8 protein-coding genes and 1 pseudogene are annotated in these 7,850 nt (G+C 63.0%); 2 read left to right on the top strand and 7 right to left on the bottom strand.

Going from position 1 to position 7,850, the window contains the following annotated elements; genetic code table 11:
• Positions 1 to 245 precede the first annotated feature (245 nt).
• The gene (locus tag Q0925_RS06910) at positions 246 to 698 is read right to left on the bottom strand and encodes a MaoC/PaaZ C-terminal domain-containing protein (protein WP_299333259.1); all 453 of its coding nucleotides are present in this window, start codon (positions 696 to 698) and stop codon (positions 246 to 248) included.
• Between the two features lie 54 nt (positions 699 to 752).
• Between Q0925_RS06910 and Q0925_RS06905 the strand changes: the two genes are divergently transcribed.
• Positions 753 to 2,318, top strand: coding sequence for an AMP-binding protein (locus Q0925_RS06905; protein ID WP_299333257.1), 1,566 nt, complete (start codon positions 753 to 755; stop codon positions 2,316 to 2,318).
• Here Q0925_RS06905 and Q0925_RS06900 read toward each other — a convergent pair.
• Complete coding sequence (locus Q0925_RS06900) at positions 2,315 to 2,632, bottom strand: Zn-ribbon domain-containing OB-fold protein (protein WP_299333254.1); 318 nt, start codon at positions 2,630 to 2,632, stop codon at positions 2,315 to 2,317. The two genes, Q0925_RS06905 and Q0925_RS06900, sit on opposite strands and share 4 nt — an antisense overlap.
• Complete coding sequence (locus Q0925_RS06895; RefSeq protein ID WP_299333251.1) at positions 2,625 to 3,788, bottom strand: thiolase domain-containing protein; 1,164 nt, start codon at positions 3,786 to 3,788, stop codon at positions 2,625 to 2,627. Before Q0925_RS06895 ends, Q0925_RS06900 begins: the two co-directional genes overlap by 8 nt.
• Before the next feature lie 366 nt (positions 3,789 to 4,154).
• Here Q0925_RS06895 and Q0925_RS06890 point away from each other — a divergent pair, with 366 nt between their 5' ends.
• Positions 4,155 to 4,955 (top strand): SDR family oxidoreductase, encoded by an 801-nt coding sequence (locus tag Q0925_RS06890; RefSeq protein ID WP_299333248.1) that lies wholly within the window; start codon positions 4,155 to 4,157, stop codon positions 4,953 to 4,955.
• 18 nt (positions 4,956 to 4,973) lie between these two features.
• Here Q0925_RS06890 and Q0925_RS12375 read toward each other — a convergent pair.
• The 4 genes and pseudogenes from Q0925_RS12375 to Q0925_RS06870 all read right to left on the bottom strand — a co-directional run.
• Positions 4,974 to 5,264: pseudogene (locus Q0925_RS12375) on the bottom strand (hypothetical protein); the annotation flags it as partial.
• Between the two features lie 4 nt (positions 5,265 to 5,268).
• Entirely contained in the window at positions 5,269 to 5,877 is a 609-nt protein-coding gene (locus Q0925_RS06880; RefSeq protein ID WP_299333243.1) for a site-specific integrase, read from the bottom strand.
• Positions 5,878 to 6,025: 148 nt separating this feature from the next.
• The gene (locus Q0925_RS06875) at positions 6,026 to 7,036 is read right to left on the bottom strand and encodes a hypothetical protein (RefSeq protein WP_299333240.1); all 1,011 of its coding nucleotides are present in this window, start codon (positions 7,034 to 7,036) and stop codon (positions 6,026 to 6,028) included.
• Positions 7,029 to 7,250 carry a hypothetical protein gene (locus Q0925_RS06870; protein WP_299333237.1) on the bottom strand — a complete coding sequence of 74 codons (222 nt, stop codon included), beginning with the start codon at positions 7,248 to 7,250 and terminating at the stop codon, positions 7,029 to 7,031. Before Q0925_RS06870 ends, Q0925_RS06875 begins: the two co-directional genes overlap by 8 nt.
• Between the last annotated feature and the right edge of the window lie 600 nt (positions 7,251 to 7,850).

Genomic DNA, 7,850 nt, shown 5'->3' with positions numbered 1-7,850 from the left:
CGCGAAATTCGTTACAGACTTACAGCCGGCAGTATCAGCCGGCTGTTGAGAGTGTGGACCTGGCGTGTCGTCGACCAGGCTCCCCAGCCGCGTTAATAAATACACCAGTCGGCCCAGGGGGGTTGGCCCGGAATCCCGTCACCCGGGTCGGTGAGTGCCTCCGGCAGCTCGTGTGCGGTAGACTGAGTGTCCACCACCTCACCCCCTGTGTGCGTGACAAGAGACTGGGAGGTGCCGGATGGGTGTCAGTCTTTCTCCCGGGCGCGCATGAACTCCAGCGTCTCGCAGATCAAAACCGTCCGGTCGTCCGTCGTCGTCACCACGTCGTCAAAAGTGACGATGCCGCCGGGCTCTCGCTCGCGCTTGTCGAGTACCTCCCGGTCGACAGAGATGGTATCACCGATGTAGGTCGGTTCGGGGATGCGCATCGAATCGAGCCCGTAGTAGCAGACGTTCGACTCCTCGGCGCGGAAGTCCGAGGTGATGAGCCCCTCCATCATCGAGTAGGTCAACGGTGCATGGACGACGCGTTCGCCGAACTCGGTGTTGGCTGCGAAGTCGGCATTCGTTTGAAGTTCGTTCATATCACCCGTATTCCCCGCGTGGGTCACCAGGTGTGACTCGGTAACTGTCCGCCCGCGAGTCTCGAATGTGTCTCCGACAGCGAGGTCGTCGTAGTAGTACACCTGATCTGACATTGGTTCCCCTGTGTCGAGCGAAATTATAAATTGCTCGTTGCGGCAATTCGAGCCATGGCATTCAGTCTGACCGCACAGGAGTTACTCGCGAGGGCGTTTCGGAGCTATGCGTCCGACCCGGTCGCCACCTTCGGCGAGGAGACGTGGACGTACCACGAGGCGTGGGAACGCGCTGGGCGTCTCGCCGACGCGCTCGCCGATGCCGGGTTCGAGCGGGGGGACTTCCTGGGCGTCATGATGTCGAATCAACTCGACTATCTCACCGCGAATCTCGCGTGTGTTCGCGGCGGCTACGTGAACGTCCCGCTGAACGACATGCTTGCCGCCGACGAGTTCCGCTACATGCTCTCGGACTCGGGCGCGAGAGGTGTGGTCGTCGGCGAGGGGTTTGCTGACACGCTCGCCGATATCCGCCCCGACCTCCCCGGCCTGGAGCTCGCGGTCGCCGTCGCCGACGACCCACCCGAGGACACGGTGTCGCTGTCGTCGATGCTCGACCGCGGCGACTCGGAGGGTCCCGACGTCACAGTTAGCCCCGACGACCTGCTCAGGCTGTCGTACACCGGCGGGACGACGGGGAAGCCAAAGGGGGTCCGCCAGACACACGGTATCCTCGCGGCGAACATGCTCGCTCACGTCACTGACCTCGACATCCGGCACCACGAGGAGATGCTCATCATGACGCCGTTGCCCCACGCCGCGGGATACATGCACATGGGCGGCATGTTAAAGGGCGCTCACTTCACTATCACACAGGGGTTCGACCCCGGCGAGTTCCTCGACACCGTCGAGACCGGCGGCGTCACCTGGACGTTCCTCGCCCCGACCATGATATATCGGACGCTGGACCACGACCGGTTCGAGGAGACGGACGTTTCGGGCATCGAGACCATCGTCTATGGGGCGGCACCAATTACACCCGAACGTCTCAGTGAGGCGCTTGACGGCTTTGGTCGGGTATTCATCCAACTGTACGGTCAGACGGAGATGCCCGATGTCGGAACCGTACTCCCGAAGAAGGACCACCAGAAGGGGAGCGAGAGGATTACCTCCTGTGGCAAGCCCGCGACGATGGTCGATGTCCGTATCGCCGACCCCGACGATATCACCGATACCGACCCGCTACCGGCCGGCGATGTCGGCGAGGTACTCCTACGTTCACCTTACACCATGGACGGCTACTACAACCGCCCGGAGCAAACCGCCGAGACGGTAGTCGACGGTTGGCTCCGGACCGGCGACATCGGGCGGAAGGGGGCGGACAGCTACGTCTACCTCCTCGACCGGAGGAGCGACGTCATTATCTCCGGCGGAATGAACGTCTATACCACCGAGGTCGAGGACGCTCTTGACGGCCACGATGGTATTGCACAGGTCGCTGTCATCGGCGTCCCGCACGACGACTGGGGCGAGGCCGTCCACGCCGTCGTCGTCTCCCGAGAGGGTGCCGACATCTCCGCCGAAGACGTCCGTTCCTATGTGGACGGGCGTCTCTCCGATTACAAGAAGCCAAAGAGCGTCGAGTTCGTTGAGAACCTGCCGACTACACCCTACGGGAAGGTGGACAAAAAGGCCCTCCGTGAGCCGTACTGGGAGGATTCGGACCGGCAGATCAGTTAGACCGGCTCGAAAACGAAGGTCCCCTCACGTTCGGCCTCAAAGACGACATCGTCGCCAGGCGAGAGGTCGGCGACACCCTCGATGCGCCCGGTCACACGGATACCCTCCGGCAGGTCAACGAGGGTGACCTCGAAGGGCTCCTCACCCTGGTTGTCGGCACCCGGGACGCGGATGACTGTGCTCGCGTAGACGGTCCCTTCGCCGGCAATCGAGACCTCGTTGAACGTTTCACTCCCGCATACACGACACGCGGGCACGGGGTGGCCATAGAGCGTGCCGCAGCCCGGACACCGCACCGCAGGGAACTCAGACACGGCTCGGCCCTCCGACCGCCGTCACCGTACAGACGACGCCGCTACCGCCCAAGTTGTGGGTGAGTCCGACGTCGGCGTCCACGACCTGGTTCTCGTGGTTGCCACGGAGTTGCCGACACACCTCATAAATCTGGCCGATACCGGTCGCCCCGACGGGGTGCCCTTTCGCGAGGAGGCCGCCGCTCGGATTAATAGGCAGGTCGCCATCGACGGCGGTTCGTCCCTCCGCGACCGCGACAGCGCCCTTCCCCTTCTCGAAGAAGCCAAGATCCTCCGAGTCACCGATTTCGGCGGGCGTGAAACAGTCGTGAAGTTCCACGACATCGACGTCGTCGGGCCGGATGTTCGCCTGTGTGTACGCGGATTCGGCGGCCCGGGTCGTCGCTTCGAGCGTCGTCAGGTCCTCGTAGCGGTAGGCTGCACTCCGCCCTGTCGCGTGCCCCCAGCCGAGGATCGGGAGTGGGTCGTCGGTGAACTCCGCGGCGCAGTCATCGGCCGCGAGCACTACCGCGGCCCCGCCATCGGCAGCCGGACAGCAGTCGTACATCCGGAGCGGGTCGGCGATGAGTTGCGAGTCGACGACCTCCTCCGTGGTCACCGGCTCACGGAAGCGAGCGCGGGGGTTGGCTACGCCGTTCTCGCGGTTCTTGACCGCCACGGCCGCCACCTCCTCCCGGGTCGCACCGTACTCCGCCATGTATCGGTCGAGATAGAGGCCGTAGAACCCCGGGAATGTCAGCCCAGTCTGTCCCTCTGTGGCCCTGTCCGCGGCGCTCCCGAGCGCCTGTGTGAACTGGGAAGTGTCGGCGCCGGTCATACTCTCGACACCGCCAACGACGACCACGTCGTAGACACCCGTCGCAATCGCCTGGCAGGCCTGCGCGAACGCGATGCCAGAGCTCGCACACGCCCCCTCAGTCGTCATCGCGGGAACGCCGGCAACTCCTGTGTTGTCGGCCAGAATCGGTCCAACGGCTCCCTGTCCTTCGAGGATGCCACCGACGAAGTTGCCGACATAGAGGGCTTCGACATCGCCACGCGTCACCTCACAGGAGTCGAGCGCCCGCGAGATGGCCCGGGTGCCGAGTGATTGTATTCCCTCGTCGAGCACCCCAAACGGGGTAGTTCCCAGCCCGACGATATGTGTGTCTCTCATGCTCTCCTCACCGCACCACCCGCTCATTAACGTTTGGCAGGTTCGGTATCGAGGGTCTCCGACGTGTTCCCCTGCGGGACCCGGGTCTTTGCCCCCTCACCGAGAGGGGAGCCGAAAGCCCCTCCTGGGTCGTTCAAGCTCGGCCTCATCGGTCGTCTGCACCGACCCGTCTCGGGGCTCGGGGTTTGTCCGTGGGTAGACTCCGGTGCAGGGGGACTGATAGAACACGGCAAAAGCCTCCCAAACTGTCCCCGCTAACCGAGTTCGTCTGCTGCTCGCCACTGTGCCTCCCTCCGACAGCCGGTGTGATGTCGTTGTTCACGGCCGGACGCTGTCTTTATTACTCAAAACGTGGAGTTCATACGCGTGACTGAACTCCTGTCGGACGACATCGCGGTAGTAACCGGCGGCGCGAGCGGGATCGGGCGCCGAATCAGCCTGCGGCTGGCGGAGCACGGCGCAGACGTTGTTGTGGCCGACCTCCAGCCCGACCCTCGCGAGGGTGGGACGCCGACCCACGAGCGAGTACAGGAGGAGTACGGCCGGAACGCGGCCTATGCCAACTGTGATGTGACCCAGGTTGGGGACTTGGAGGCGGCCGTCGGAACCGCCGAGGAACTCGGCGGCATCTCGGTGATGGTCAACAACGCGGGCGTCTCCCGGAGTGACGGCTTCCTGGAGATCAGCGAGGAGGACCTCTACGAGATCATGGCGGTCAACGTTGTTGGCCCGTTTTTCGGGTCGCAGGCAGCTGCCCAGCGGATGGTTGAGGCCGGCCGGGAGGGCGCCATCGTCAACGTCGCAAGCATCTCCGGCATCACAGGCCGTGGGACAGGCGTCCACTACTGCACCTCAAAGGGTGCCGTCCGCCTGATGACATACGCGGTCGCGGCCGCGTTAGGTCCCCACGGCATCCGGGCGAACGCGGTCTGTCCGGGCGTTGTCGAGACGGCGATGACGCGGCAGGACTTAGGGATATTCGACGGTGACGCGACGGCGTCCGAAACCTACCGCCAGGTGGCCCCGCTGGGTCGGGTAGGAGAGCCGGAGGACATCGCGGACGCGGTCCTCTACCTCGCCAGCCCCCTCTCGGACTTCGTGACCGGCGAGTCCCTGGTCGTCGACGGCGGCGCGACGAACACCTGGAGCGGCGTCGCCGACGAATAGCAGAGGCTGGACGGCGTCCTCGGCGCGGTGGCCCATTTGCCGCGTCTCAACGTCGAGCCCTTTCGTCTCGACATACAGCTCATGGAGCGCCCGGGGCGTTAGTCGAACTAGCACTTTCTCGCGATCGGCGTCGTCGCGACGCTCGGGCGTGTAGGTGAGAACCTAATCCTGGCCGGGTTCTCCGTCGCCAGCTGGCCCGAGAGAGATCGTCCCGGCCAGGTCGTCCGGGACGTAGTGCCATTCGTTGCTGTCGAACCGTGGGTAATGACCGTCCGGACGCGGGTTCTCGGGGTCGACTTCTTCGCTCATGCGGTCACACCCCCAAGTCGACGCCCTCGAAGGCGTCGTTAATCACCCGTTCGCTCGGGGCGTTCAGGTACGGTTCTATCGCGTTGAAGCTATCCCAGCCGCCAACGGCCATAATCACACGCGGGTTCATTCGTTCGTCGACAAGTAGCCGTTGTGCGAAGCGTCGGCGGAGATCGTGACTGCTGACGTGTCGAAAGTCGTCGTCGCCGGTTTCGTCGGCGGTCGCGTCGGCCACCCGCTTCACGACAGCTCGAACCCCGGACTCCGTGAGCGACACATAGGGGTCGGACGGTCGTAGGTCGTTTTCTTGCTGGTATCGGTGTAGGTCCCGCTCGACCGCCGCGGGGAGGTAGGCGTCGCGGGGCTTTCCCCCGTTCCCGGTCGTATCCTTCCCTTCGGGGACACGGAGCCGATAGTTCGAGCCGTCGGACGTCCGCTTAACGTGTTGGGGTGTAACTTGGGGTATCTCGAAGGCGCGGAGCCCGACGTAGCCGCCGAGCTGTAGGATTAGGTCGTTCCGTGTGCTCCCGGCGTGGCGGCGGAGTGTGTCTAACTCTTCGTCTGCTAGCCACACTTTGTATTGGTCGCGCCTCCCCGTCGATTCTAACCTCATAGTATCTTCTTAGAAGAACATAGCACTAAAAACTAAGAGACACTTCGAGAACACCCGGGTATAGGCAGGAATCGGCGGGTGGTGTTGGCGTCTTCTATAATAAGTCGGCAAAGGCGTGTGTCGAAGGGGAGAACACGCGGGCCGTCGGCTATTCTTCGCGTAGTATCCCAGCCGCGCTAAGGTGGTCGTACAACTTTTTCCCGCGCTTTGCTTTTGACTTCGCCCGCTCCCGGTACTCTCGCACCGTTGACGGCTGGACATCAAGCGCGTCGGCTATCTCCGTGTCCGTATGTATATTCGTCATATCCATCCTGATAACCTGGCTCTCGCGGTCGGATAGCGGCGCGAATGTTTCTTCGACACTTTCTTCCATAATCTCCCCCGCCGTGAGCCACCGATCGCTACCACAGTACGCACAGGTCGCGCGTAGGTCGATGGAGTATTCACCATCTTTTGGCTCGACGATCTCCCCACAATCCGGACAAATCCATTTCTCCGCGACGTCCGACATATACCCGCCCACTAAGACGAACTCAGCCGGGAACACGCCGACCTGATTATCCTTTTCATGAAGTAATTCGTCGCCCGTCGGGTTCTCCCCGGTGGCCCACTCCCGTAGTCTCTCGAGCTGAGACGGGGTTAGGTCGTTCCGCGTCGGTAAATTGTGGCGCCCGTGGTCCTCCCAGTACCGCGTGTATAGGTATTCGTCCCACTCGAAGGCTTCACGATTTATCTCCGTCGTCACCGTTCGGTGTAGATTGTACGGTTTCTTCGGGTTACTCGCGATCGGGGCGTCACCGTCGGTATCCTCGAAGCCGTATTTCTCCTTCATTCGACACGATTCATGCCACACGTCGCCGTCTATATGCCGGCATTTGGAGTGTGGTCCGACCCAGGCGGGCTTATCGCACCGGGGACACTCACCAATCCGGAGAACGCGGGTGGCTTCGACCATTCGCCACTTCGCCCCCCACTCCCCGAGCACTTCGTCGCAGGATACACACACGCTACGAACGGCCACGTTGGGATCGTCGGGGAGTTTGTAAGAGACGCTATGACTCCCGGTCAAATCCTCTACATCGGGATCGTGTCCGGGACAATCCTCTTCGCGACGGTTCTGGAATGTCTCTTCGTCCGGGTTCTCGACGGCTTTACTCATTCGTGGCCCCCTGCATGGCGTCCAGGTAGTCCCGTTCCGTGTCGTACCGTTCAAAGACCGAATCACACCACACGCACCGGCTGACAAAGAAGGCGTCCAGGTCGTCGGGGTCTTCGACGCGCTCGACGCCGTGGCTCTCCGGGCCAGGTCCGCCCGGGCGCTCGGGGCATTTGTCGGTCGACAATTCCGCGTCGGTAAGGTTTGTTCCACCCATGTCTACAACATCTGTCCCGTCTGTAATAAACCATGGGGACACTTGGCCGTGTAAGATAGAAGGCCCGTGGTATGTAGCGGCGACAATCCCCGCTTCGACCCCCAGGTAGCGGTCGGTAGTCGCCGGTACCGGGCGCCCACTACCGGCCGACGCGTCGCCGGTCCGCCGTCGGTCCGTCGCCGGTCCTAATCTCTTGATTCTCGCCGGGACAGCCGGCCTTTCGCCGGTTCTCGCCGGTAGTCCCGCCCGTGGTCAACGCCGGGCGCCGGTCCGTCGGCAGTGGTCGCCGGTAGGTCGCCGGTAGGTCGCCGGTCCTAATCTCTTGATTCTCGCCGGGACAGCCGGTCTTTCGCCGGTTGTCGCCGGTAGTCCGGGCCATGGTTGGCGTCGATAGTCGCCGCTACTGTGTGTGCTGGGGCGTGTGGCCCGTCTTTCCCCCAGGGGTAACGTGGCCGAAACCACCTTCCACGGAGTTTTGATTCTGTTTCGCTCTACCCACCGCCGTTAGCGCCTCTCTCCCGCGTGAATACGGGGCTTAGAGCCGTATCGTGCAGAAGAGAACCCGAACCGCTTGAGAAACGGCCGGAGCGCCGATATTGG

The sequence above is a fragment of the Haloplanus sp. genome (assembly GCF_028275055.1).
Classification (GTDB): domain Archaea; phylum Halobacteriota; class Halobacteria; order Halobacteriales; family Haloferacaceae; genus Haloplanus.
Note: the sequence above shows the minus strand (reverse complement) of the source record. Positions and strands in the feature narration are given on the sequence as shown.